This is a genomic window from Pseudomonas sp. sp1636 (assembly GCF_030376615.1).
GTDB lineage: Bacteria > Pseudomonadota > Gammaproteobacteria > Pseudomonadales > Pseudomonadaceae > Aquipseudomonas.
Genome location: NZ_JARRAB010000004.1, coordinates 225335 through 249251 on the forward strand (window position 1 = coordinate 225335; position 23917 = coordinate 249251).

Annotated in this window: 21 protein-coding genes, 1 tRNA gene and 1 pseudogene; 22 read left to right on the forward strand and 1 reads right to left on the reverse strand. The window is 63.7% G+C overall.

What is annotated here, in order from left to right:
- Positions 1-7 precede the first annotated feature (7 nt).
- From P8H27_RS06110 to P8H27_RS20605, 14 genes and pseudogenes are all read left to right on the forward strand, one after another.
- On the forward strand, positions 8-1507 hold the full coding sequence (locus P8H27_RS06110) for an NAD(P)H-hydrate dehydratase (RefSeq protein WP_289635828.1): 1500 nt from the start codon (positions 8-10) through the stop codon (positions 1505-1507).
- The gene (gene tsaE / locus P8H27_RS06115; protein ID WP_289635829.1) at positions 1495-1962 is read left to right on the forward strand and encodes a tRNA (adenosine(37)-N6)-threonylcarbamoyltransferase complex ATPase subunit type 1 TsaE; all 468 of its coding nucleotides are present in this window, start codon (positions 1495-1497) and stop codon (positions 1960-1962) included. Before P8H27_RS06110 ends, tsaE begins: the two co-directional genes overlap by 13 nt.
- Positions 1963-1972: 10 nt before the next feature.
- Positions 1973-3403 carry an N-acetylmuramoyl-L-alanine amidase gene (locus P8H27_RS06120; protein WP_374761330.1) on the forward strand — a complete coding sequence of 477 codons (1431 nt, stop codon included), beginning with the start codon at positions 1973-1975 and terminating at the stop codon, positions 3401-3403.
- The gene (mutL, locus tag P8H27_RS06125; RefSeq protein WP_289635831.1) at positions 3400-5271 is read left to right on the forward strand and encodes a DNA mismatch repair endonuclease MutL; all 1872 of its coding nucleotides are present in this window, start codon (positions 3400-3402) and stop codon (positions 5269-5271) included. The genes P8H27_RS06120 and mutL overlap by 4 nt, the downstream gene beginning before the upstream one ends.
- A 48-nt stretch (positions 5272-5319) precedes the next feature.
- A complete protein-coding gene (miaA, locus tag P8H27_RS06130) occupies positions 5320-6294 on the forward strand; it encodes a tRNA (adenosine(37)-N6)-dimethylallyltransferase MiaA (RefSeq protein WP_289635832.1) in 975 nt (324 codons plus the stop codon).
- Positions 6295-6393: 99 nt separating this feature from the next.
- Positions 6394-6654: an RNA chaperone Hfq gene (hfq, locus tag P8H27_RS06135; protein WP_090501586.1), complete on the forward strand. Its 261-nt coding sequence runs from the start codon at positions 6394-6396 to the stop codon at positions 6652-6654.
- Between the two features lie 14 nt (positions 6655-6668).
- The gene (gene hflX / locus P8H27_RS06140) at positions 6669-7970 is read left to right on the forward strand and encodes a ribosome rescue GTPase HflX (RefSeq protein ID WP_289635833.1); all 1302 of its coding nucleotides are present in this window, start codon (positions 6669-6671) and stop codon (positions 7968-7970) included.
- A gap of 96 nt (positions 7971-8066) precedes the next feature.
- Positions 8067-9221: an FtsH protease activity modulator HflK gene (gene hflK / locus P8H27_RS06145; protein ID WP_289635834.1), complete on the forward strand. Its 1155-nt coding sequence runs from the start codon at positions 8067-8069 to the stop codon at positions 9219-9221.
- A complete protein-coding gene (hflC, locus tag P8H27_RS06150) occupies positions 9221-10090 on the forward strand; it encodes a protease modulator HflC (protein ID WP_289635835.1) in 870 nt (289 codons plus the stop codon). Before hflK ends, hflC begins: the two co-directional genes overlap by 1 nt.
- Positions 10091-10196: 106 nt before the next feature.
- Positions 10197-10382 carry a DUF2065 domain-containing protein gene (locus P8H27_RS06155; RefSeq protein WP_289635878.1) on the forward strand — a complete coding sequence of 62 codons (186 nt, stop codon included), beginning with the start codon at positions 10197-10199 and terminating at the stop codon, positions 10380-10382.
- Between the two features lie 37 nt (positions 10383-10419).
- Positions 10420-11607 (forward strand): ATP phosphoribosyltransferase regulatory subunit, encoded by a 1188-nt coding sequence (locus P8H27_RS06160; RefSeq protein ID WP_289635836.1) that lies wholly within the window; start codon positions 10420-10422, stop codon positions 11605-11607.
- Positions 11608-11726: 119 nt separating this feature from the next.
- Entirely contained in the window at positions 11727-13022 is a 1296-nt protein-coding gene (locus P8H27_RS06165; protein ID WP_289635837.1) for an adenylosuccinate synthase, read from the forward strand.
- 944 nt (positions 13023-13966) lie between these two features.
- A pseudogene (locus P8H27_RS20600) lies at positions 13967-14227 on the forward strand (HAMP domain-containing protein); the annotation flags it as partial.
- Entirely contained in the window at positions 14201-15085 is an 885-nt protein-coding gene (locus tag P8H27_RS20605; protein WP_374761334.1) for a methyl-accepting chemotaxis protein, read from the forward strand. The pseudogene P8H27_RS20600 and the gene P8H27_RS20605, both read left to right, overlap by 27 nt.
- Positions 15086-15242: 157 nt before the next feature.
- On the opposite strand, the gene P8H27_RS06175 is transcribed toward P8H27_RS20605, so the two are convergent.
- Positions 15243-15329 (reverse strand) — tRNA-Leu (locus tag P8H27_RS06175).
- 215 nt (positions 15330-15544) lie between these two features.
- Here P8H27_RS06175 and rnr point away from each other — a divergent pair.
- The 8 genes from rnr (at position 15545) to alr (ending at position 23909) form a co-directional block, all read left to right on the forward strand.
- On the forward strand, positions 15545-18091 hold the full coding sequence (gene rnr, locus P8H27_RS06180) for a ribonuclease R (RefSeq protein WP_289635839.1): 2547 nt from the start codon (positions 15545-15547) through the stop codon (positions 18089-18091).
- Positions 18088-18840, forward strand: coding sequence for a 23S rRNA (guanosine(2251)-2'-O)-methyltransferase RlmB (rlmB, locus tag P8H27_RS06185; RefSeq protein WP_289635840.1), 753 nt, complete (start codon positions 18088-18090; stop codon positions 18838-18840). Before rnr ends, rlmB begins: the two co-directional genes overlap by 4 nt.
- A gap of 266 nt (positions 18841-19106) precedes the next feature.
- Entirely contained in the window at positions 19107-19532 is a 426-nt protein-coding gene (rpsF, locus tag P8H27_RS06190; RefSeq protein WP_289635841.1) for a 30S ribosomal protein S6, read from the forward strand.
- A 28-nt stretch (positions 19533-19560) separates the two neighbouring features.
- Positions 19561-19791 (forward strand): 30S ribosomal protein S18, encoded by a 231-nt coding sequence (rpsR, locus tag P8H27_RS06195; protein WP_003246847.1) that lies wholly within the window; start codon positions 19561-19563, stop codon positions 19789-19791.
- A gap of 36 nt (positions 19792-19827) precedes the next feature.
- Positions 19828-20721 (forward strand): hypothetical protein, encoded by an 894-nt coding sequence (locus tag P8H27_RS06200; RefSeq protein ID WP_289635842.1) that lies wholly within the window; start codon positions 19828-19830, stop codon positions 20719-20721.
- Between the two features lie 21 nt (positions 20722-20742).
- Entirely contained in the window at positions 20743-21192 is a 450-nt protein-coding gene (gene rplI / locus P8H27_RS06205; protein WP_172143531.1) for a 50S ribosomal protein L9, read from the forward strand.
- Positions 21193-21323: 131 nt separating this feature from the next.
- Positions 21324-22718, forward strand: a complete 1395-nt coding sequence (dnaB, locus tag P8H27_RS06210) for a replicative DNA helicase (RefSeq protein ID WP_289635843.1) — start codon at positions 21324-21326, stop codon at positions 22716-22718.
- 111 nt (positions 22719-22829) lie between these two features.
- Complete coding sequence (alr, locus tag P8H27_RS06215) at positions 22830-23909, forward strand: alanine racemase (protein ID WP_289635844.1); 1080 nt, start codon at positions 22830-22832, stop codon at positions 23907-23909.
- Positions 23910-23917 lie beyond the last annotated feature (8 nt).

Sequence of the window (23917 nt, forward strand, 5' to 3'; positions counted from 1 at the left end):
CCGACGCATGCCGCAATCGCCAGACAATCTTCCCCTCGCTTTATATAGCGCCACCCAGGTGCGCGAGCTGGATGCGCGCCTGATCGCCGCTGGCACCCCCGGCTTCGAGCTGATGAGCCGTGCCGCCCATGCCATCTGGCGGGCGCTGCGCCGCCGTTGGCCGGACGCAGGCACGCTGACGGTGCTGGCCGGGCGCGGCAACAATGCCGGCGACGGCTATCTGGTGGCGGCCCTGGCGCTGCGTGCCGGCTGGCGCGTGCAACTGCTGGCGGTGGGCGATCCGGCGCAGTTGCAGGGCGCTGCAGCGCAGGCGCGGGACGAGGCGCAGGCCGCTGGCGTGACGATCCAGCCCTGGAGCGAGTGCGCCGCGCTGAATGGCATTGTGCTCGATGCGCTGCTCGGCACCGGCCTCAACGGCGCGGTGCGCGAACCCTATGCCCAGGCGATCCGCCTGCTCAACGCCAGTGGCCTGCCGGTGGTGGCGGTGGATATTCCCTCGGGCCTGTGCGCCGACAGCGGTCAGGTGCTGGGCGTGGCTGTGCGGGCGCAGCTGACGGTGAGCCTGATCGGTCTGAAACTGGGGCTGTTCACCGGGGAGGCGCGCGATTGGGTCGGCGAACTGGTGTTCGATGACCTGCAGGCCGACCCGGCGCTGGTCGCGGCGCAGGCGTGCGCGACGCGGCGCCTGGCCGGGAGCAATGTGCCGCGCATGGCGGCGCGACCGCGCAGCGTGCACAAGGGGCAGTTGGGCCATGTGCTGGTGGTCGGCGGCGATTACGGCTTGGCCGGCGCGGCCCTGCTCGCCGCGCAGAGCGCCTTGCGCGCCGGCGCCGGGATGGTGTCCCTGGCCACCCGTGGCGAACATTTGGCGGCGGCGCAGGCGCGCATCCCCGAGGTGATGGGCTTCGCCGTGGCCTCGGCCAATCAGCTACGGGCGCTGGGCGCCGCAGCCAGCGTCTGGGTGGTCGGGCCGGGCCTGGGCCAGGGCGCCTGGGGCCGCAGCCTGCTGTCGCTGGCGGCGATCACCGGCGCGCCGCAGGTGTGGGATGCCGACGCCCTGAACTTGCTGGCTATGGGCGCGGTCAAGTTGCCGGCTGACGGCGTGATCACCCCGCATCCGGGCGAGGCCGCGCGCTTGCTGGGTATCAGTGCGGCCGCGGTACAGGCTGATCGCCCCGCTGCGGCGCGGGCTCTGGCTCAGCGCTACCAGACGGTGTGCGTGCTCAAGGGCGCGGGCACCCTGGTGGCCGATTCCGCCGGGCAGTTGTTGCTCTGCGATCGCGGTCACCCGGCAATGGCTGGCGCCGGCCTGGGCGATGTCCTGGCGGGGCTGATTGGCGCACTGCTGGCGCAGGGCCTGCCGGCGCTGGCGGCGGCCAGTCTGGCGGTGTGGCTGCACGCAAGTGCCGGTGAGCGCTTGGCCGAGCAGGGCTGTGGGTTGGCGGCAAGCGATCTGTGCGCCGCCATTCGTCAATTATTGCAGGAGCAGTCAGCTTGGCCGAATTAGAACTGTATGCCGCCGATGAAGCGGCGATGCTGGTGCTGGGTGCGCGTATTGCCCGGGTGAGTGGCGGGCGTGGGGTGATTTATCTGCATGGCGACCTGGGGGCGGGCAAAACCACCCTGTCGCGCGGGATCATTCGCGGCCTGGGCCATGCCGGGGCGGTGAAGAGCCCAACCTTTACCCTGGTCGAGCCTTACGAGCTCGACGCGGTTCGCGTGTTCCATTTCGACCTGTATCGCCTGGTCGACCCGGAAGAGTTGGAGTACCTGGGGGTACGCGACTACTTCGAGGCTGAGGCCTTGTGCCTGGTCGAGTGGCCGGAGCGCGGAGCAGGCGTTTTGCCAAAGGCCGACATGGACATTACCATTACCACGCAAGCGAGCGGCCGCACCCTGCATCTGCAGGGGCAAGGCGAGCGCGGCGAAACCTGGTGTGCCGCTTTGGCCTCCGGGGCATGATCAAAACAAAATGGGGTCGGGTATGCGCATAGGCGCGCGTTTCATCGCGGTTGGAGTGGTACTGGCGGCGCTGGCTGTCGAGGTTCTTGCCGCTTCGGATGTGCGCAGCGTCAGGCTGTGGCGGGCACCGGACAACACGCGCCTGGTGTTCGACCTGTCCGGTCCGGTGCAGCACAGCGTGTTTACCCTCACGGCACCGGATCGCATCGTCATCGATGTCAGTGGCGCCAAGCTGGCGACCCAGTTCGATAACCTGGCCTTGAGCAATACGCCGATTACCGGTATGCGCTCGGCGCAACGCACGGCCGAGGATCTGCGGGTGGTGATCGATCTGGCGGCGCAGGTCACGCCGAAGAGTTTCGTCCTGGCGCCCAACCAGCAATACGGCCATCGCCTGGTGGTCGACCTGTTCGACCAGGAGGCGGGCGCTGCCCCCGCTCTGCCCGTGACTCAGGTGGCCAGCGCGCCGCCGGTGCCGGTCGCGCCGACCCAGGCGTCGGCCAAGTTGACGCCGATGCCCAGCGGCAAGCGCGATATCGTCATCGCCATCGATGCCGGCCACGGTGGCGAAGACCCGGGCGCGCTGTCGCCGGTCAAGGGCCAGTTCGAGAAGCACGTGACCCTGGCCATCGCCAAGGAATTGCAGCGCCAGGTCAATGCCGAGAAGGGCTTTCGCGGTGAGTTGGTGCGCACCGGCGACTACTTTATTCCCTTGCGCAAGCGAACCGACATCGCGCGCAAGAAGGGCGCCGACCTGTTCGTCTCGATTCATGCCGATGCGGCGCCGCGGGCGGCGGCCTTCGGTGCGTCGGTGTACGCCCTGTCGGATCGCGGCGCCACCTCGGAGACGGCGCGCTGGTTGGCCGACTCGGAGAACCAGTCGGATCTGATCGGCGGCGCCGGCAATGTCAGTCTGGATGATAAAGACCGCATGCTGGCCGGGGTGTTGCTGGATCTGTCGATGACCGCTTCGCTGTCGTCCAGCCTGAATGTCGGCAACAAGGTGCTGAGCAATATGGGGCGCATCACCCCGCTGCATAAGCGCCGGGTCGAGCAGGCCGGCTTCATGGTGTTGAAATCGCCGGATATACCGTCGATCCTGGTCGAGACCGGCTTCATCTCCAACCCCAATGAGGCGCGCAAGCTGGCCAGTGCCGGCCATCAGCAGGCGCTGGCGCGCTCTATCGTGACCGGGGTGCGGCAGTTTTTTCAGCAGAACCCGCCGCCCGGCAGCTACCTCGCCTGGCAGCGCGATAACGGCAAACTTGCCCAGGGGCCGCACGAGCACCTGGTCAGTTCCGGTGAGAGCCTGGCGTTGATCGCGCTGCGTTACCAGGTCAGCCTGGGCGCCCTGCGCAGTGCCAACGCACTGCGCTCCGACGTGATCAAGGTCGGCCAGACCCTGCAAATCCCGACCGCTACGCTGGCGGTTCAGCCATGACTGGTGACCCGCGCATCCAGCTGCTCAGTCCGCGACTGGCCAACCAGATCGCCGCCGGCGAGGTGGTCGAACGGCCGGCCTCGGTGATCAAGGAGCTGCTCGAGAACAGCCTGGATTCCGGTGCCCGCCGCATCGAAGTGGACGTCGAACAAGGCGGGGTCAAGCTGCTGCGGGTGCGCGACGACGGCAGTGGCATTGCCCCGGACGACCTGCCGCTGGCATTGGCCCGGCATGCCACCAGCAAGATTCGCGAGCTCGAAGACCTCGAACAGGTGATGAGCCTGGGCTTTCGTGGCGAGGCCCTGGCCTCGATCAGCTCGGTCGCGCGGCTGACCCTGACCTCGCGCACGGCCGCTGCCGGGCAGGCCTGGCAGGTGGAAACCGAAGGCCGCGACATGCAGCCGCGGGTGCAGCCGGCGGCGCACCCGGTGGGCACCTCGGTGGAAGTGCGCGACCTGTTCTTCAACACCCCGGCGCGGCGCAAGTTTCTCAAGGCCGAAAAAACCGAATTCGATCACCTGCAGGAAGTCATCAAGCGCCTGGCGCTGGCACGTTTCGACGTGGCCTTTCACCTGCGCCATAACGGCAAGAGCGTACTCGGGCTGCATGAGGCGCATGACGATGTCAGTCGTGCGCGGCGCGTGGCGGCGGTCTGCGGCTCGGCTTTTCTCGAGCAGGCGCTGCCCATCGAGGTCGAGCGCAATGGCTTGCGCCTGTGGGGCTGGGTCGGTTTGCCGACCTTCTCGCGCAGTCAGGCGGATCTGCAGTATTTCTACGTCAACGGGCGCACGGTGCGCGACAAGCTGGTCGCCCACGCGGTGCGTCAGGCCTATCGCGATGTGCTGTTCAATGGCCGGCATCCGACCTTTGTGCTGTTCCTGGAGATCGATCCCGCGGTGGTCGATGTCAACGTGCACCCGACCAAGCACGAAGTGCGCTTTCGCGACGGGCGCATGGTTCATGATTTTCTTTACGGCACCCTGCATCGTGCCCTGGGCGATGTGCGCCCGGAGGATCAGCTGGCAGCGCCGGCGGCGGTGAGCGGCATGCTGACTCCGACCGGGCAGGCGGCCGGCGAGTTCGGCGCCCAGGGCGAGATCGGTCTGGCGGCCAGCTTGCTCGAGCCGACGCCGGGCGAGTCGATCTGGCGTTCGCCGGGGGCCGGTTATCAGGGCCAACGGCCGCCGGCCGGAGTGCCGACTGGCGAAGCACAGGGGGCTTATCGTGAGTTTTTCGCACCGCTGAGCGTGACTCCGGCGAGCCTGCCCGAGGCGCAGGACGATGTGCCGCCGCTCGGTTATGCCATCGCCCAGCTCAAGGGCGTGTATATCCTCGCCGAAAACGTGCCGGGGCTGGTGCTGGTCGACATGCATGCGGCGCACGAGCGGATCACCTATGAGCGGCTGAAAGTCGCCATGGCCAGCGAAGGCCTGCGCGGCCAGCCATTGTTGGTGCCCGAATCGCTGGCGGTCAGTCAGCGCGAGGCGGATTGCGCCGAGGAGCATGCCGAATGGTTCCAGCGCCTGGGTTTCGAGTTGCAGCGCCTGGGCCCGGAAAGCCTGGCGATCCGGCAGATTCCCGCGCTGCTCAAGCAGGCCGAAGCCAATCGCCTGGTGGCCGATGTGCTGGCCGACTTGCTCGAGTACGGCACCAGCGACCGGATTCAGGCGCACCTCAACGAGCTGCTCGGCACCATGGCCTGTCACGGGGCGATACGCGCCAATCGGCGCCTGAGCCTGCCGGAAATGAATGCCCTGCTGCGCGACATGGAACACACCGAGCGCAGCGGCCAGTGCAACCATGGTCGGCCGACCTGGACGCAGTTGGGCATGGACGATCTAGATAAGCTGTTCCTGCGTGGCCGCTGACCAGGCGGCGGCCGATTGGCGTTCGCACCCCACCGAGAAGCATTGACGATGTCCGAGCGCCTGCCCCCGGCGATTTTCCTGATGGGCCCGACTGCGGCCGGCAAGACCGATCTGGCTCTGGAGCTGGCGCGGGTGCTGCCGTGCGAACTGATCAGCGTCGACTCGGCCTTGATCTATCGTGGCATGGACATTGGCACCGCCAAGCCCGACAAAGCCACCCTCGCCGAGTTTCCCCATCGTCTGATCGACATTCGCGACCCGGCCGAAAGCTACTCGGCCGCCGAGTTTCGTGCCGACGCCCTGGCGGCGATGGCCGAGATCAGCGCGCGCGGGCGTATCCCGCTGCTGGTCGGCGGCACCATGCTGTATTACAAGGCGCTGCTCGAAGGCTTGGCCGATATGCCCGGCGCCGATCCGCAGGTGCGCGCCGAGCTGGAGGCCCGCGCCCAGGCCGAAGGCTGGGATGCCCTGCACCGCGAGCTGCAGGCGCTCGACCCCGAGTCCGCGGCGCGCATCCATCCCAACGATCCGCAGCGCTTGATTCGGGCGCTGGAGGTGTACCGCCTCAGTGGTCTGAGCATGACCGCGCACCGCCAGCGCCAGGCTGCGCAAAATCATCTCACGGGCGCCTCCGGCGCGGGACAATTCCCCTATACTGTCGCGCGCTTGGCCATTGCCCCGGCGCAGCGCCAGATGTTGCATGGGCGCATTGCACAACGATTTCAGGCGATGTTGGAACAGGGCTTTGTCGACGAGGTCGAACGCCTGCGTCAGAGAAGTGACCTGCACCCGGGGTTGCCGTCTATACGGGCGGTGGGTTATCGCCAGGTGTGGGATTTCCTGGAGGGCAACCTGAGCGAGGCGCAGATGCGCGAGCGCGGCATCATTGCCACGCGACAGCTGGCCAAAAGACAGTTTACCTGGTTGCGCAGTTGGGCCGATTTGCACTGGCTGGATAGCCTGGCGTGTGACAATCTGCCGCGCACCTTGAAATACCTGGCAGCGGCCTCCATATTGACCTGAGACCTTGCCATGGGCCGTCTATCCTTGGGGGTAAGGGCCTGAAATTGTTTATTGCTTTACTAAAACTATTAATTATTGATTTTCAAAGGAGTGCGACACATGTCAAAAGGGCATTCGCTACAAGACCCTTACCTGAATACCCTGCGTAAGGAACGCGTCCCGGTTTCCATCTACCTGGTCAACGGCATCAAGCTGCAAGGTCAGATCGAGTCTTTCGACCAGTTCGTGATTTTGCTGAAAAACACCGTCAGCCAGATGGTCTACAAGCACGCCATCTCCACTGTGGTGCCAAGCCGTCCGGTGCGTTTGCCGAGCGTTTCCGAGACTGAGCTGGCTGAAGCCGAACCAGGCAACGCCTGATTTAGGAGGTTGTATTGTTCTTCGAGCGCCATGAAGGGGGTGAGCGGGCTGTCCTGGTTCATCTGGATGGTCAAGATTGCGCGGCGCGCGAAGATCCGCAAGAGTTTCAGGAGCTGGCCGTCTCGGCCGGTGCCGATACTGTGGCCTTTCTTAGCGTGCCGAGCAGCCGGCTGACCGCGAAATACCTGATTGGCAGCGGCAAGGTCGAGGAGTTGCGCGATCAGGTCAAGACCCTCGAGGCCGATCTGGTTATCTTCAACCACATCCTCACGCCCAGTCAGGAGCGTAACCTTGAGCGGGTTTTCGAGTGTCGGGTGCTGGATCGCACCGGTCTGATTCTCGATATTTTCGCCCAGCGCGCGCGTACTCACGAAGGCAAGCTGCAGGTCGAACTGGCCCAGTTGGATCACCTGAGTACTCGCCTGGTGCGCGGCTGGACCCACTTGGAGCGGCAGAAGGGGGGTATCGGTCTGCGGGGGCCGGGCGAGACCCAGCTGGAAACCGACCGCCGCTTGTTGCGGGTACGCATTCGCCAGATCAAGCAGAAGCTGGAGAAGGTGCGTAGCCAGCGCGAGCAGGCGCGGCGCGGACGCAAGCGCGCAGATATCCCTTCGGTGTCTCTGGTCGGCTATACCAACGCCGGCAAGTCGACCCTGTTCAATGCGCTGACCGAGTCGGATGTGTACGCTGCCGATCAGCTGTTCGCTACCCTGGATCCGACCTTGCGCCGGCTGGAGCTGGACGACCTGGGGCCGGTGGTGTTGGCCGATACGGTGGGCTTTATTCGCCATCTCCCGCATAAACTGGTCGAGGCCTTCCGGGCGACCCTCGAGGAATCGAGCAATTCCGACTTGCTCCTGCATGTGATCGATGCCCATGAGTCTGAGCGCGATCAGCAGATCGAGCAGGTCATGGCGGTGCTGGGCGAGATCGGTGCGCACGAGTTGCCGATACTCGAGGTGTACAACAAGCTGGATCTGCTCGAAGGGGTTGATCCGCAGATTCAGCGCGATGCCGATGGCAAGCCGCAGCGGGTCTGGTTGTCCGCTCGTGACGGGCGTGGCCTGCCGCTGTTGAAACAGGCGATTGCCGAGTTGCTGGGCGATGACCTGTTTATCGCGACCTTGCAGTTGCCGCAGCGCCTGGCGCGGCTGCGGGCACAGTTTTTCGCCCTGGGTGCGGTGCAAAGCGAGGAGCATGCCGAGGATGGCAGCAGTTTGTTAGCCGTCCGCCTGCCGCGGATTGAGTTGAATCGACTGGTCACTCGGGCAGGTTTGCAGCCGTTGGAGTTTATCGAGCAACACACTTTGCAATAAAGCCTGCGGCAGTGGCTTTGCCGCTGATGGCTGGCATTCGGTAGCATTGGTCGGCGCGCCGTGGGCGCGTCTTTGCTTTATTAGATGGAGAGCGCTATGGCTTGGAATGAGCCGGGTGGCAACTCGAACAATCAGGATCCTTGGGGCGGCCGCCGTGGCGGTGATCGCAAGGGGCCGCCGGATCTCGACGAGGCCTTCCGCAAGCTGCAGGAAAGCCTCAATGGGCTGTTCGGTGGCGGTAAGAAACGTGGCAGTGACGACGGCGCTGGTAAAAGCGGTGGTTTCGGTCTGCTATTCATAGGTTTGGGCTTGCTCGCGGCCGTGTGGCTGTACAGCGCGATCTACGTGGTCGATGAGCAGGAGCAGGCCGTGGTGCTGCGTTTCGGCAAATACTACGAAACCGTAGGGCCGGGCCTGAACATCTACTTCCCGCCGATCGATCGCAAGTTCCAGGAGAACGTCACCCGCGAGCGTGCTTACAGCAAGCAGGGGCAGATGCTCACCGAGGACGAAAACATCATCGAAGTACCGCTGACCGTGCAGTACAAGATCGGCAATCTGCAGGATTTCGTGCTCAACGTCGATCAGCCGGAAATGAGCCTGCAACACGCCACCGACAGCGCCGTGCGCCATGTGGTCGGTTCCACCGAGATGGATCAGGTGCTGACCGAAGGCCGTGAGCTGATGGCCAGTGAGGTCAAGGAGCGCTTGCAGCGTTTCCTCGATACCTATCGCACCGGTATCAATGTGACCCAGGTCAACCTGCAGAGTGCGGCTGCGCCGCGCGAAGTACAGGAAGCCTTCGACGATGTGATCCGTGCCCGTGAAGACGAGCAGCGCGAGAAGAACCAGGCGGAAACCTACGCCAACGGCGTGGTGCCCGAGGCGCGCGGCCAGGCTCAGCGCTTGATCGAGGATGCCAGTGGTTACCGCGATGAAGTGATTTCGCGTTCCCAGGGTGAGGCGGATCGCTTTACCGCCTTGGTGGCCGAGTACCGCAAGGCGCCGGAAGTCACGCGTGAGCGTTTGTATCTGGACACCATGCAGGAGCTGATGAGCAATACCAGCAAGGTGTTGGTGACTGGCGACAAGGGGCAGAACAACCTGCTTTACCTGCCGCTGGATAAAATGATCGACGGTCGCAGCAGTGCTGGATCCAGTGCCATATCGGGTGCGGGCGCCGCCGACCTGGGGGCGCGCGTGAGCAGCGACCCGCGTCAGGTTGAGCTGCGTACAAGGGAGAGCCGCTGATGAGCAATAAATCGCTGATCGCCCTGATTGTTGGTGTTGTCCTGGCTTTGGTTGCCTGGAACAGCTTCTATATCGTGGCGCAAACCGAGCGGGCGGTACTGCTGCAGTTCGGTCGCATCGTCCAGCCGGACGTGCAGCCGGGCTTGCATGTGAAGGTTCCTTACGTCAATCAGGTGCGCAAGTTCGATGCGCGCCTGCTGACCCTGGATTCCTCCAGCTCGCGTTTCCTTACGCTGGAAAAGAAAGCGTTGATGGTCGATGCCTTCGCCAAGTGGCGGGTGCTGGATGCCGAGCGCTATTACACGGCCACCTCCGGGGTCAAGCAGATTGCCGACGAGCGTCTGGCGCGCCGTCTGGAAGCTTCGCTGCGTGACCAGTTCGGTAAGCGCACGTTGCACGAGTCGGTGTCGGGCGAGCGTGATGCGCTGATGGCGGATGTCACCGCTTCGCTGAACCGGGCCGCGCAGTCCGAGTTGGGGATCGAGGTGGTGGATGTGCGGGTCAAGGGCATCGACTTGCCGAAAGAGGTCAACCGCAGCGTATTCGACCGCATGGGCTCCGAACGTGAGCGCGAAGCGCGCGAGCACCGCGCCAAGGGTCGGGAGTTGGCCGAAGGGATTCGTGCCGACGCCGACCGTCAGCGGCGCGTGCTGCTGGCCGATGCCTACCGTCAAGCTGAAGAGCTGCGCGGCGATGGGGATGCCCAGGCGGCGGCTATCTACTCCAAGGCGTATGGCCAGGATCAGGAGTTCTACTCGTTCTATCGCAGCCTGAGGGCTTACCGCGAGAGCTTCGCCGATAAGCGTGACGTGCTGGTGTTGGATCCGAGCAGTGACTTCTTCCGTTATTTGGAAAAGTCCAAGCCTTGACCTTCGTCCCGGCGGGCGCGAAGCGTCCGCCGGGGTGACCGCTGAGGAAAACGTGGTATTATGCGGCAGCCGGGAAAATCCCGGCTTTTTTGCGTCTGTGGGTATCATGTGGCAGGAATTGGGCATTGCGTTTTGTCTATTGCTGGTTCTGGAAGGCATCCTGCCCTTCCTCTATCCACGCCTTTGGCGTGGGGCAGTCGCACAGCTTGCAAGGCTGTCGGATCGACGGCTGCGACTGACGGGGCTGACCAGCATGTTGCTGGGTACGGCTTTCCTTTATTTGCTTCACTGATGGCTTGTGCCGCCCGGTTCAAGAGGGGAATGGCGAAATGGCAACGGTAGACCGCTGGCTATTGCCAGATGGCATCGAAGAAGTACTGCCGCCGCAAGCGGCGCGCATTGAAGTCGCGCGCCGTCAGGTGCTGGATCTGTTCCAGCGCTGGGGCTATGAATTCGTGGTGACGCCGCATATCGAATACCTGGAATCGCTGCTTACCGGCGCCGGTCGGGATCTGGATCTGCGCACCTTCAAGGTGACCGACCCGTTGTCGGGCCGGCAGATGGGTTTTCGTGCCGATATCACGCCGCAAGTGGCGCGGATCGATGCGCATACCCTGCGCCGCGAAGGGCCGAGCCGGCTGTGTTATGCCGGTAGCGTGGTGCATGCCCAACCGCGCGCCCTGACCACCTCGCGCAGCCCGATCCAGTTGGGTGCCGAGCTGTATGGCGACGCCAGCCCGGCCAGTGATGTGGAGGTTATCAGCCTGTTGGTGGATACCTTGGGGCTGGCGCAGGTGCCCGATATCCATATGGATCTCGGCCATGTCGGTATCTATCGTGGCCTGGCGCGCGCCGCCGGTTTGTCTGGCGAGGTCGAGCAGCAGCTGTTCGATGCGCTGCAGCGCAAGGCCATGGATGAGATTGTGCAGTTGACGGAGGCCTTGCCGGCGGCGCTGTGCAAGATGCTGCGCGCCCTGGCCGAACTCTGTGGGGGGCGTGAGGTGCTGGACTTGGCGCAGGCTTGCCTGGTCGAGGCGCCGGACGATGTACATGCCGCGCTGGACGACTTGCTGGCGATTGCCGATGCGCTGAGTCTGCGTTACCCGGAGTTGCCGTTGTACTTCGATCTGGGTGAGTTGCGCGGCTATCGCTATCACACCGGCGTGGTCTTCGCCGCCTTCGTGCCGGGGGTCGGTCAGTCGATAGCCCAGGGCGGCCGCTATGACGATATCGGCGCGGACTTCGGCCGGGCGCGTCCGGCGACGGGGTTCTCCACCGATCTGAAAACCCTGGTCAGCCTCGGGCAGATGCCGCTCGGCGAACTGCCGGCGGGTATCTGGGCGCCGGATAATCATGATGTGTACCTGTGGCAGGCGCTGCAGCGACTGCGTGGCGAAGGTGAGCGTGTGGTGCAGGCCCTGCCTGGACAGGCTTTGGCCGATGCGCGTGCGGTGGGCTGCGATCGTCAATTATTGCTGTGTGATGGCCGTTGGCAGGTGACGCCGCTGGCTGGCTGAGCTGATTCAGGTTGGTCATGCGCGGGCTGCGCCCCATGGCGGGTCGTTCGCGCTGGCCACCCCAAATTGTTTCCGTCGGCCGTGGTCGACATCAAGCTTGCGCGAAGAGGACAAGTGTTATGGGTAAGAATGTCGTAGTCCTGGGTACCCAGTGGGGCGATGAGGGCAAGGGTAAGATCGTCGACCTGCTCACCGAACAGGCTGCCGCCGTCGTGCGTTATCAGGGTGGCCATAATGCCGGTCATACCCTGGTTATCGACGGTGAAAAAACCGTCCTGCACCTGATCCCCTCGGGCATCCTGCGCGAGAACGTCCAGTGCCTTATCGGCAATGGCGTGGTGGTTGCTCCTGATGCGCTGATGCGAGAAATCATCAAGCTGGAAGAAAAGGGTGTGCCGGTGCGCGAGCGTCTGCGCATCAGCCCGTCTTGCCCGCTGATCCTGCCCTATCACGTGGCCCTGGATCAGGCCCGCGAGAAAGCCCGTGGCGATGCCAAGATCGGCACCACGGGCCGCGGCATCGGCCCGGCTTACGAAGACAAGGTGGCGCGGCGCGGCTTGCGTATCGGCGATCTGTTCCATCGCGAGCGTTTCGCCGCCAAGCTCGGCGAGCTGCTCGATTACCACAACTTCGTGTTGCAGAACTATTACAAAGAGCCGGCCATCGACTTCCAGAAAACCCTGGACGAGTGCATGGAATACGCCGAGTTGCTCAAGCCGATGATGGCCGACGTGACGGCGGTGCTGCACGAGATGCGTCGCGAATCCAAGGACATCATGTTCGAGGGCGCCCAGGGTTCGCTGCTGGACATCGATCACGGCACCTACCCCTACGTCACCAGCTCCAATACCACCGCTGGCGGCATTGCCACCGGCTCGGGTTTCGGGCCGATGTACCTGGATTACATCCTCGGCATCACCAAGGCCTACACCACCCGCGTCGGCTCGGGGCCGTTCCCGACCGAACTGTTCGATGAGACCGGTGCTTTTCTCGCCAAGCGTGGCCATGAGTTCGGTTCCACCACCGGCCGCGCCCGTCGTTGTGGTTGGTTCGACGCGGTGATCCTGCGTCGCGCCATCGAAATCAACAGTATTTCCGGCCTGTGTCTGACCAAGCTGGATGTGCTCGATGGTCTGGAGACCATCCGTATCTGCGTCGGCTACAAGGATCAGAACGGCGAAGTGCTGGTCGATGCGCCGACCGATGCCGACAGCTATCTGGGTCTGCAGCCGGTGTATGAGGATCTGCCGGGCTGGAGCGAGTCGACCCTGGGCGCCAAGACCCTGGACGAATTGCCGGCCAATGCGCGGGCCTATATCAAGCGCGTGGAAGAGTTGGTCGGTGCGCCGATCGACATCATCTCTACGGGCCCTGATCGCAACGAGACCATCGTGCTGCGCCATCCGTTCGCCTGATTGTCGTGAGCGGTAGGGCAAAGGGTCGCCATGGGCGGCCCTTTGTCGTTTTATGCGGTTGGCTTCAGCTTTGTATTTTGCGGCCGATCAATGGCTATAAGCTGTCCTGATTTGAAAGAAGTGGAGCCTTGTCCGCCATGTTCGCATTACTGCACAGTCGCTTGTTGCGTCCGGTATTTATCGCCTTGGGTGTTGCCATGTTGGTACAGGTGCTCCTGGCTGGATGGCTGACCAGCACGACGGTGGACGATCTGGTGGCCGATCTGGCGACGCGCCTGGAGGGCGATAGCCAGCGCTTGGGCGGTGAGTTGGACGCCGCCGAGCGTGAGGTGGTGCAGGGCTTGGTCGCCTTGTCGGCAAATACCCGCGAGAGCCTTGGTGCGTCGTTATCTGGGCGGCTGCAGGCGGAGCAGGAGCAGTTGCGTGGCGTGCTCGAGGAGAATCTCAAGCAGTCGGGCAGCGCCATGGCGCAGCTGCTGGCTGGTGTTGCGCCCAAGGCCATATGGGATGGCGATGTGCCGGCGCTGACGGCGTTCACGCGAATCGCTCAGCGCGATCCGGCGGTCTTGTTTGCCGTCTATTACGATGCGCAAGGGCAGCGCCTGACCCGCAACTTCAACCGCAGCGATGCGCGGGTGCGGGCTTTGGTTGCGGCGGGTCAGGGCGATACCGCGCTGGATAAGCTGGTCGAGGCGGCGTCGCGCGATCCCCAGGTGTATATGGTCGAGGTGGCCATCAATCCCATGGGCGCGTCGATCGGCAAGGTTCAGTTGGGCCTGTCGAGGGCGGCGGTGGAGCAGGAGTTGCAAGCGCTGGATCGGCGTTTCTCTGCTCTGGTGGATAATGCCGGCGAGTTGGTGGACGTCAGCCTGGCCAGTGCTGCAGGCAAAAGTACTCAGGCGTTGCAGCGGCGCTTGAACGAGGCGCAGCAGGCGGCCGAAGCTATGGCGCAGGGTAGCCTGAGCTCGGTTCGAGCGGCCGCGGAGAGCTTGCGCTGGCGCATCGCCGTCGGGTTGTTGGTGGTCGGTTTGCTGGCATTGCTGGCGGTGGCGCTGGTGCTCGGTTGGCGGGTGCTGAGTCGCCTGCAATTGCTGATCGCGGCCTTGCAGGACTTGGCGCAGGGCGAGGGCGATCTGACCCGGCGAGTCGAGCTGGACAGCCGTGACGAGGTGGGCGAGATGGCGGCCGCGGTCAATCGGTTTGTCGCCAGGTTGCAGCCCATCGTGCGCGAGGCGGGCGAGGTGGCGGTGCTTACCGGGCAGGAAATCGGCAGTCTGGCCTCGCGCAGTGCGGCGGCCGAGGCGGCGGCTGGCCGTCAGCGCGACGAGGTGGCGGGCAGTCTGCAGGCTTTGGCGCAGATGGCAGGCGAGGCGCAGGCGGAAAGCCAGGCCATGCAGGAAGCCTTGCAGCGGGTGGCGGCGATTCGTCAGGCCACCCAGGATAATGCGGCGATTGCGGCGCGGGTCGGTGGGGCGATGGAGACCCTGGTGCTGCGGGTTGGCGATGGTGCGGCGGTGATCGAGCGCCTGGCCAGGCAGAGCGAGCAGATCGAAGTGGTGCTGACGGTGATCCATGGCATCGCCGAGCAGACCAATCTGTTGGCCTTGAATGCCGCCATCGAGGCGGCGCGCGCCGGCGAGAGCGGTCGCGGTTTTGCCGTGGTGGCCGACGAGGTGCGTGCGCTGGCGAGCAAGACCCAGCAGTCGACCGGCGATATTCAGGCGCATATCGGTGCCTTGCAAAAAGGCGCGCGCGAGGCGGTGGGCGCCATCGGCCAGGCCGGGCAGCAGGCGGATCAGGGCCTGGCTGCGCTGCTGGAAAGCGCTAAGGTGCAGCAGTCGGTGCAGGCGGCGGTAGAGGAAGTGCATGGCGCCATCAATGCGGCGACTCAGGCGGCGGCGCATCAGGCGCAAGGTGCCGATGCGGTGCGTGGGCGGGTCGAGGTGATTCATGTCGAGGCGCAGCGGGCGGCCGAAGCGGTGGCGGCTACGGCCGACAGTGGGCGGGTGCTGGATGGCTTGGCCAGGCAGCTGAAAGCCAGTCTGGGGCAGTTTCGCGTATAGCTGCCGGACGGGGCCGTCACCTGGCGTGAGTGCTGATACGCCCTGCTGGGTGATGGTTGATTTAACCGCCGGTGCGCGCCCGTCTGGCGCGCTGGGTGGGTGCCGAGGTAAATCGCAGGCAAGAAAAAACCGAGCGCTTGGCTCGGTTTTTTTGAATTGGTGCCCAGGAGAAGACTCGAACTTCCACGACCGTAAGGTCACCAGCACCTGAAGCTGGCGTGTCTACCAATTTCACCACCTGGGCATTGATTGCAAATGTTGCTTGTTTGCTATCAACTACAACTCGGTTAACTTCGTTTCCCGTCGTTGTGGCGCGCATAATACGGATCGACTTTTTACTTGTAAAGCCCTGCGCGCAAAAAATTTTATTCTGTGTGCTGGGCTGACCCGGGTAGTGGTTTCGCGCTTCAATAGGCACATGGCAAATCGAATTTATATAGAAAAGGTGAACTCTCTCTAATGGCCGACTGGCAATCCCTCGACCCTGAGGCCGCTCGTGAAGCGGAAAAATACGAAAACCCCATCCCGAGTCGCGAGCTAATCCTGCAACACCTCGCCGAGCGTGGTTCCCCGGCGAACCGTGAACAGTTGCTCGACGAGTTCGGCCTGACCACCGAAGAGCAGGTCGAGGCGTTGCGCCGTCGGCTGCGCGCCATGGAGCGCGACGGCCAATTAATCTATACCCGCCGTGGCACTTATGCGCCGGTGGATAAGCTGGACTTGATCCTCGGGCGGGTCAGCGGCCACCGCGACGGTTTCGGCTTTCTGATTCCGGACGACGGCAGCGATGATCTGTTCCTCAGCCCGGCACAAATGCGCCTGGTCTTCGATGGCGACCGTGGCTTGGCGCGGGTCACCGGCCTGGATCGGCGTGGGCGCCGCGAGGGCGGCATCGTCGAAGTGCTGACCCGCGCCCATGAAACCATCGTCGGCCGCTACTACGAAGAGAGCGGTATCGGTTTCGTGGTCGCCGACAACCCGAAGATCCAGCAGGAGGTGCTGGTTACTCCGGGGCGCAATGCCGGCGCCAAGCAGGGTCAGTTCGTCGAGGTGAAAATCACCCATTGGCCGACCCCGCGCTTTCAGCCACAGGGCGATGTGCTCGAGGTGGTTGGCAACTATATGGCGCCGGGCATGGAAATCGATGTCGCGCTGCGCAGCTACGACATTCCCCACGTCTGGCCCGAGGCCGTGGTCAAGGAGGCGCGCAAGCTCAAGCCTGAGGTCGAAGACAAGGACAAGGAAAAACGCATCGATCTGCGTCATCTGCCGTTCGTCACCATCGACGGCGAAGATGCCCGCGATTTCGACGATGCCGTCTATTGCGAGAAGAATGGCGGCAACTGGCGGCTGTTTTCCGGCGGCTGGAAGCTGTACGTGGCGATCGCCGACGTCTCCCACTATGTGAAGGTCGATTCGGCGCTGGATGCCGAGGCGCAGGTGCGCGGCAACTCGGTGTATTTCCCCGAGCGGGTGATCCCGATGCTGCCGGAGGAGCTGTCCAACGGCCTCTGCTCGCTGAATCCGCAGGTGGATCGTCTGGCCCTGGTCTGCGAGATGAGCATCTCCAAGACCGGCAAAATGATCGACTACCAGTTCTGCGAGGCGGTGATCCACTCCCACGCGCGCCTGACCTACAACAAGGTCAGTGCCATGCTCGAAGAGCCGAAAGGCGTTGAAGGCAAGGCCCTGCGCGGCGAGTACAAGGCAGTGCTGCCGCACCTCAAGCAGCTCTACTCCTTGTATCAGGTGTTGCTGGCGGCGCGCCACGAGCGTGGTGCCATCGACTTCGAGACCCAGGAGACGCGGATCGTCTTCGGCGCCGGACGCAAGATCGCCGAGATCCGGCCGACCCAGCGCAACGATGCGCACAAGCTGATCGAGGAGTGCATGCTCGCCGCCAACGTGGCCACCGCGGCGTTCATGCAGAAGCATGAAATCCCGGCGCTGTATCGCGTGCACGACGGTCCGCCGCCCGAGCGGGTGGAGAAGCTCAAGGCTTTTCTCACCGAGTTGGGGCTGTCCCTGCACCGTGGCAAATCCAAGGATGGCCCGACGCCCAAGGACTACCAGGCGCTGCTGGAGAGCATTCGCGGTCGTGCGGATTACCACCTGATCCAGACCGTGATGCTGCGCTCGCTCAGTCAGGCGGTGTACAGCGCCGACAATCAGGGCCACTTCGGCCTGAACTACGAAGCCTATGCCCACTTCACCTCGCCGATCCGGCGTTACCCGGATCTGTTGATCCATCGGGCGATTCGCAGCGTGATCCGCTCCAAGCACGACACCCCGCACGTCAAGCGCGCGGGGGCGGCGAGCATGCCCAAGGCGCGCATCTATCCCTATGACGAGCCGACTCTGGAACAGCTCGGCGAACAGTGTTCGATGTCCGAGCGGCGCGCCGACGAGGCGACCCGCGATGTGGTGAACTGGCTGAAGTGCGAGTTCATGAAAGATCGCGTCGGCGAGACCTTCCCGGGGGTGATCACCGCCGTGACCGGTTTTGGCCTGTTCGTCGAGCTGACCGATATCTATGTCGAAGGCCTGGTGCACGTCACCGCGTTGCCGGCCGACTACTACCACTTCGATCCGGTGCACCATCGCCTGGCCGGCGAGCGCAGTGGGCGTCACTTCCGCCTTGGCGACACGGTCGAGGTCAAGGTCATGCGGGTCGATCTGGACGAGCGCAAGATCGACTTCGAAATGGCCCAGAGCGTCGTGGATGCACCGGCCGGGCGCCGGCGCGGCGGTTTCGAATCGGCCGCGAGCCGAACCGGGCGCCGGGGTGAGCGGGTTGCCGCTGCCGGCGGTAGCGATGTGGAGAAAAGCCGCGAGCTGAAGAAAGCGCTGCTGGCCGAGTCCAAGGGCAAGGGCCGTGGCGCCAAAAGCGAGTCCGCCAGGCCGGCCAGTACGGACGCCAAATCCGCCAAGCACCGTAAAGGGCCGCCCAAGAGCGGGGCGCCAACCGCCGGTAGTGGGCCGCGCAAACGTAAGGCAAAACCATGAGTCAGTTGGAAAAGATCTACGGCGTGCATGCCGTGGAAGCGTTGCTGCGTCATCACCCCAAGCGGGTCAAGCAGGTGTGGCTGGCGGAAGGACGCAACGATCCGCGGGTGCAGGTTCTGCTGGAATTGGCCGCGCAGGCGCGGGTCGCCGTCGGTCAGTGCGAGCGCCGCGAGATGGATGCTTGGGTCGAGGGCGTGCATCAGGGGGTGGTCGCCGATGTCAGCCCCAGCCAGGTGTGGGGCGAGGCGATGCTCGAGGAGTTGCTCGATCGCGCCATCGGCCCGCCGCTGTTGCTGGTGTTGGATGGGGTGACCGATCCGCATAACCTCGGCGCCTGCCTGCGCACCGCCGATGCGGCGGGTGCGCTGGCGGTGATAGTGCCCAAGGACAAATCGGCCACGCTGAATGCCACGGTGCGCAAAGTGGCTTGTGGCGCTGCCGAGGTGATTCCGCTGGTGGCGGTGACCAACCTGGCGCGCAGCCTGGAAAAGCTCCAGCAGCGCGGGCTGTGGGTGGTTGGCACTGCCGGTGAGGCCGAGCAGGAGCTGTATCAGCACGACATGACCGGGCCGACGGTGCTGGTCATGGGCGCCGAGGGCAAGGGCATGCGTCGCCTGACCCGGGAGCATTGCGATTACCTGGTCAAGCTGCCGATGGCCGGCAGCGTCAGCAGTCTCAACGTCTCGGTGGCGACCGGGGTCTGTCTGTTCGAGGCGCTGCGCCAGCGCAGCAGCAAGAGCAAGCCGTAACTCGCGGTAGTCTGCTGGCTGGCGATCCGCTGTCCCTGTGGCCCTGTCGCCGGCCAGCGGGCCTGCCGGTTGGGCTTTCCCGTTGCTGTCGCTGCTCAAATAATCACCAGTCCACCTTGCTTGTGCTCAGGGGCTTCTCTAGAATGGCGCCCCTTGCCGCGACGGCAGGCGCTCTTGCGCCCTTCTGTTGCAGCAAGACTCACAAGTGATATTCACTCCTTGCCTGACCGCGTTTGGCGGCAGGCTACAACCCGTAAGGAGCATTTATGCGTCATTACGAAATCATCTTTCTGGTTCACCCGGATCAGAGCGAGCAAGTCGGCGGCATGGTTGAGCGTTACACCAAGCTGATCGAAGAAGACGGCGGCAAGATTCACCGCCTGGAAGATTGGGGCCGTCGTCAGCTGGCTTACGCCATCAACAACGTCCACAAGGCTCACTACGTGATGCTCAACGTCGAGTGCACCGGCAAGGCCCTGGCCGAGCTGGAAGACAACTTCCGTTACAACGATGCCGTGATCCGTAACCTGGTCATCCGTCGCGACGAGGCCGTTATCGACCAGTCCGAGATGCTCAAGGCCGAAGAAAATCGCAGTGAGCGCCGTGAGCGTCGCGACCGTCCTGACAGTGCCGATTCCGCCGATGGCGATGACAGCGACTCCAGTGACAGCAGCGATAACGCTGACGAGTAATCCACGGATCTATTGAGGAGCCAATTACATGGCACGTTTCTTCCGTCGTCGTAAATTCTGCCGTTTCACCGCTGAAGACGTGAAAGAGATCGATTTCAAAGATCTCAACACCCTGAAAGCCTACATCTCGGAAACCGGCAAGATCGTTCCTAGCCGTATCACCGGTACCAAGGCTCGTTATCAGCGTCAGCTGGCTACCGCTATCAAGCGCGCCCGCTTCCTGGCCCTGCTGCCCTACACCGACAGCCACGGCCGCTGAGATCGGATGTTCGACAAGAAGTAAGGGATAACACGCATGCGCGCCTTAGCTGAATTCATTATGCGCGGCCGTATGCAGGCCATCCTTGTGGTGGTGGTTTCGGCGGCATTGCCGCTGCTGTTCTGGTTAAGTGCTGCCGCGGGTTGCCTGGTGCTCCTGCGGCGCGGTTTGAGCGATGCCCTGGGCATCCTCGCTTGGGCGATGCTGCCGGCGATAGGCTGGTGGTATTTCGGTGAGCCGCGCACCCTGTTGGTGTTGCTCGGTGCGCTGGGGCTGGCGTTGTTGTTGCGCGCCAGCCTGTCCTGGAATCGTGTGCTGCTGTGCAGCGTGGCATTAGGCCTGGTGTACGGGTTGGTTTTGGGTGCGGTGTTCCGCGAACCCATCGAGTTGATGGCGGGTGAGCTGCAGAAGCTCATGCCGCAAATGCTCGATGGGGTTCACCAGCAGATGTCGGTGGACGAGCGAGCGCGCCTGGATAGCCTGATTGCACCGGTGTTGACCGGCTTATTGGCGGCGTTGCTGCAGATTGTCAGCCTGCTGAGTCTGATGCTTGGGCGTTATTGGCAGGCGCAGTTGTATAACCCTGGCGGTTTCGGGCGCGAGTTTCGCGCGTTGCGACTGCCGCTGGCGCCGGCGATGTTGCTGCTGGTCGGCATGCTACTGGGCCCCAATCTGGGGCCGCAGATGGCCATGTTGACTCCGTTGTGCAGCGTGCCGTTGGTGTTCGCCGCCATTGCCCTGTTGCATGGGTTGGTGGCGCAAGAGCGACTGGCCAAGTTCTGGTTGGTCGGGTTGTACATCACGCTGCTGCTGTTTATGCAGCTGACTTATCCGTTACTGGTGGTTTTGGCCATTGTCGACAGCCTGTTTGATTTTCGTGGTCGCTGCGAGCGCAAGAACGGCTCGGGTTCCGCGAACGGTGAAGGTTAAAAGTTAAGAGGTTATTACCAAATGGAACTGATCCTGCTGGAAAAAATCGCCAACCTGGGCAACCTGGGCGATAAAGTTAACGTTAAGGCCGGTTACGGCCGTAACTTCCTGCTGCCATTCGGCAAAGCCACTGCTGCAACCGCTGCCAACGTGGCTGCGTTTGAAGCGCGTCGCGCCGAACTGGAACAGCTGGCTGCCGATAAGAAAGCGTCTGCTGAAACTCGCGCCGCTCAATTGGCTGAACTGGAAGTCACCATCACCGCTACCGCGGGCGATGAGGGCAAGCTGTTCGGCTCCATCGGCACGCACGACATCGCTGATGCCCTGACCGCCTCTGGCGTGGAAGTGGCCAAAGCCGAAGTGCGTCTGCCGAACGGTACCATTCGCCAGGTTGGCGAATACGACGTGGCTGTGCACCTGCACTCCGACGTTGAAGCGACCGTCCGCGTCGTTGTGGTTGCAGCCGCCTAAGAGCCTCGCTCTGAAGCTAGCCGCTCAACGGGCTTGCGCTTAGGCGCAAGCCCGTTAACATCGGGCACGGCATTGCGCAAGCGATGCCGTGCCCTTTGTTTTTCAACACCAGATTTCTTACCCCGAGTCCTATGAACGACATCAGCATTCCCGAGCAATACGACCTGCAAACCTCTGCCCTGAAAGTGCCGCCGCACTCGATCGAGGCCGAGCAAGCCGTGCTGGGTGGCCTGATGCTCGACAACAATGCCTGGGAGCGGGTGCTCGATGCGGTGTCCGATGGCGATTTCTATCGACACGACCATCGCCTGATCTTTCGCGCCATCTACAAGCTGGCCGAGCGCAACCACCCCTTCGACGTGGTCACTGTGTCCGAGCAGCTGGACAAGGAAGGGCAGCTGCCGCAGGTCGGCGGCCTGGCCTACCTCGGCGAGCTGGCGAAAAACATTCCGTCGGTGGCCAACATCAAGGCCTATGCGCAGATCATTCGCGAGCGCGCCACCCTGCGTCAGTTGATCGGCATCAGCGGCGAAATCGCCGACAGTGCCTATGCCCCGCAGGGGCGCACCGGCGAGGAAATTCTCGACGAGGCCGAGCGGCTGATCTTCCAGATCGCCGAGGCGCGGCCGAAGAGCGGTGGCCCGGTGGGCATCAACGACATCCTGGTCAAGGCCATCGACCGCATCGACAGCCTGTTCAACTCGGGCGATGCGATCACCGGGCTGTCCACCGGCTTTAACGATCTGGATGCGCAGACCAGCGGCTTGCAGCCGGCGGATCTGATCATCGTCGCCGGCCGCCCGTCCATGGGTAAGACCACCTTTGCCATGAACCTGGTGGAAAACGCCGTGCTGCGCAGCGACAAGGCCATCGTGGTGTACTCCCTGGAAATGCCCTCCGACTCTATCGTCATGCGGATGCTCGCTTCCCTGGGGCGCATCGACCAGACCAAGGTGCGCGCCGGCCGCCTGGACGACGACGATTGGCCGCGCCTGACCTCGGCGGTCAATCTGCTCAACGACCGCAAGCTGTTCATCGACGATACCGCCGGTATTTCGCCGTCGGAGATGCGCGCACGCACCCGGCGCCTGGCCCGCGAGCACGGCGAGATCGGCATGATCATGGTCGACTACCTGCAGTTGATGCAGATTCCAGGCTCCAGCAGCGAAAGCCGGGTCAACGAGATCTCCGAGATTTCCCGTTCGCTCAAGGCCCTGGCCAAGGAATTCAATTGCCCGGTGATCGCCCTGTCGCAGCTCAACCGTTCCCTGGAGCAGCGGCCCAACAAGCGCCCGATCAACTCCGACTTGCGCGAATCCGGGGCCATCGAGCAGGACGCCGACATCATCATGTTCGTCTACCGCGACGAGGTGTATCACCCGGAGACCGAACTCAAGGGCGTGGCCGAGATCATCATCGGCAAGCAGCGTAACGGGCCGATCGGCACCACCCGGCTGGCCTTTCTCGGCAAATACTCGCGCTTCGAGAACCTGGCGCCGGGCAGCTACCAGTTCGACGAGGACTGATCCGCCCGCGGTTGCAGGCGGGCAGATTGCCCGCGCCAGTCAAGGTCGATCAGTAAAAACCGGCGCTCAGCGGTTAAACTGGGCGCCGGTTTTTTAGGGATGTTTACCTGTATGCGCCCGCTAGTCGCCACCATCGATCTCGCCGCCATCCGCCATAACTATGCCGTTGCCAAGCGCTGTGCACCGGGCCGGCAGGCCTTTGCGGTGGTCAAGGCGAATGCCTATGGGCATGGCGTGGGCGCGGTGGTGGCGGCGCTGCACGATCAGGCCGACGGCTTTGCCGTGGCCTGTCTGGAGGAGGCGGTCGAGGTGCGGGCGCGGCATGGCGAGGCGCGCATCCTGCTGCTGGAGGGTTGTTTCGAGGCGGCGGAATATCAACTGGCGGCGCAATTGGGCCTGGATCTGGTGCTGCAGGACGAACGGCAGGCGGCGGATTTTCTCGCGGCCAAGTTGAGTCGGCCGCTGAACGTTTGGCTGAAACTGGACACTGGCATGCATCGTCTGGGCTTTACCGCGCTCGCCCTGCGCACCTGGCATGCACGTTTGCAGGGGGCGGCGCAGGTTGCCGAGTTGAACCTGCTCAGCCACTTCGCCTGCGCCGACGAGCGTGGCCATGAAATGACCGAGCGACAGCTCGAGGAATTTCTGGACGTGCTCGATCTGGACTTCGCCCAGCGTTCGCTGGCCAACTCGGCCGCCATTCTGACCATTCCGGCGGCGCATATGGATTGGCTGCGGCCGGGCATCATGCTCTACGGCGCCACGCCGTTCGCCGAGCTGGGGGCCGCCGAGCTGGGCCTTGCGCCGGCGATGACCCTGACCGCGCAGCTGATTGCCTGCCGCGATGTGGCCGTGGGCGAAAGTGTCGGCTATGGCGCCAGCTGGGTTGCGGCACGGCCGTCGCGCATCGGTACGGTGAGTTGCGGCTACGCCGACGGTTACCCGCGCCACGCGCCGAGCGGTACGCCGTTGCTGGTGCGCGGGCAGCGGGTGGCGCTGGCGGGGCGCGTGTCGATGGATATGCTGGCGGTCGACCTCACCGACCTGCCGGCGGCCCAGGTTGGCGATGAAGTGCAGCTGTGGGGCGCGCAACTGCCGGTGGACGAAGTCGCCCGGGCGGCCGGCACCATCGGCTATGAGCTGCTGAGCAAGGTCACTCAGCGCGTACCGCGAGATTACCGCAACGCTTGAGCGGCTAT

Coding starts and splice junctions, on each gene's coding strand:
- P8H27_RS06110 (WP_289635828.1), top strand. CDS start 8: ATGCCGCAATCGCCAGACAATCTTCCCCTCGCTTTATATAGCGCCACC.
- P8H27_RS06120 (WP_374761330.1), top strand. CDS start 1,973: ATGGGGTCGGGTATGCGCATAGGCGCGCGTTTCATCGCGGTTGGAGTG.
- mutL (WP_289635831.1), top strand. CDS start 3,400: ATGACTGGTGACCCGCGCATCCAGCTGCTCAGTCCGCGACTGGCCAAC.
- miaA (WP_289635832.1), top strand. CDS start 5,320: ATGTCCGAGCGCCTGCCCCCGGCGATTTTCCTGATGGGCCCGACTGCG.
- hfq (WP_090501586.1), top strand. CDS start 6,394: ATGTCAAAAGGGCATTCGCTACAAGACCCTTACCTGAATACCCTGCGT.
- hflK (WP_289635834.1), top strand. CDS start 8,067: ATGGCTTGGAATGAGCCGGGTGGCAACTCGAACAATCAGGATCCTTGG.
- hflC (WP_289635835.1), top strand. CDS start 9,221: ATGAGCAATAAATCGCTGATCGCCCTGATTGTTGGTGTTGTCCTGGCT.
- P8H27_RS06155 (WP_289635878.1), top strand. CDS start 10,197: ATGTGGCAGGAATTGGGCATTGCGTTTTGTCTATTGCTGGTTCTGGAA.
- P8H27_RS06160 (WP_289635836.1), top strand. CDS start 10,420: ATGGCAACGGTAGACCGCTGGCTATTGCCAGATGGCATCGAAGAAGTA.
- P8H27_RS06165 (WP_289635837.1), top strand. CDS start 11,727: ATGGGTAAGAATGTCGTAGTCCTGGGTACCCAGTGGGGCGATGAGGGC.
- P8H27_RS20605 (WP_374761334.1), top strand. CDS start 14,201: ATGGCGGCCGCGGTCAATCGGTTTGTCGCCAGGTTGCAGCCCATCGTG.
- rnr (WP_289635839.1), top strand. CDS start 15,545: ATGGCCGACTGGCAATCCCTCGACCCTGAGGCCGCTCGTGAAGCGGAA.
- rlmB (WP_289635840.1), top strand. CDS start 18,088: ATGAGTCAGTTGGAAAAGATCTACGGCGTGCATGCCGTGGAAGCGTTG.
- rpsF (WP_289635841.1), top strand. CDS start 19,107: ATGCGTCATTACGAAATCATCTTTCTGGTTCACCCGGATCAGAGCGAG.
- rpsR (WP_003246847.1), top strand. CDS start 19,561: ATGGCACGTTTCTTCCGTCGTCGTAAATTCTGCCGTTTCACCGCTGAA.
- P8H27_RS06200 (WP_289635842.1), top strand. CDS start 19,828: ATGCGCGCCTTAGCTGAATTCATTATGCGCGGCCGTATGCAGGCCATC.
- rplI (WP_172143531.1), top strand. CDS start 20,743: ATGGAACTGATCCTGCTGGAAAAAATCGCCAACCTGGGCAACCTGGGC.
- dnaB (WP_289635843.1), top strand. CDS start 21,324: ATGAACGACATCAGCATTCCCGAGCAATACGACCTGCAAACCTCTGCC.
- alr (WP_289635844.1), top strand. CDS start 22,830: ATGCGCCCGCTAGTCGCCACCATCGATCTCGCCGCCATCCGCCATAAC.